The following is a 201-nucleotide window of genomic DNA, read 5'->3' as shown; positions in this document are numbered from 1 at the left end:
GTGCGGAGCGGTAGTTCAGTTGGTTAGAATACCGGCCTGTCACGCCGGGGGTCGCGGGTTCGAGTCCCGTCCGCTCCGCCACTTATTCCGAGAGTCGTCTCTCTAAACACGAACTACAGGGGTGTAGCTCCAATTGGCAGAGCAGCGGATTCCAAATCCGCGTGTTGGGAGTTCGAATCTCTCCACCCCTGCCATATTTAA

Annotated in this window: 2 tRNA genes; both read left to right on the top strand. The window is 56.7% G+C overall.

Annotation, left to right across the window (positions count from 1 at the left end):
* Positions 1-4: 4 nt before the first annotated feature.
* Positions 5-81: transfer RNA gene (locus tag VJL_RS26130), tRNA-Asp, on the top strand.
* A gap of 36 nt (positions 82-117) precedes the next feature.
* Positions 118-194 (top strand) — tRNA-Trp (locus tag VJL_RS26125).
* Positions 195-201 lie beyond the last annotated feature (7 nt).

Origin of the sequence: Vibrio jasicida CAIM 1864 = LMG 25398, assembly GCF_000400365.1 — a bacterium.
In the GTDB taxonomy this organism is placed as follows: domain Bacteria; phylum Pseudomonadota; class Gammaproteobacteria; order Enterobacterales; family Vibrionaceae; genus Vibrio; species Vibrio jasicida.
This window is presented reverse-complemented; position numbering and strand designations above follow the sequence as displayed.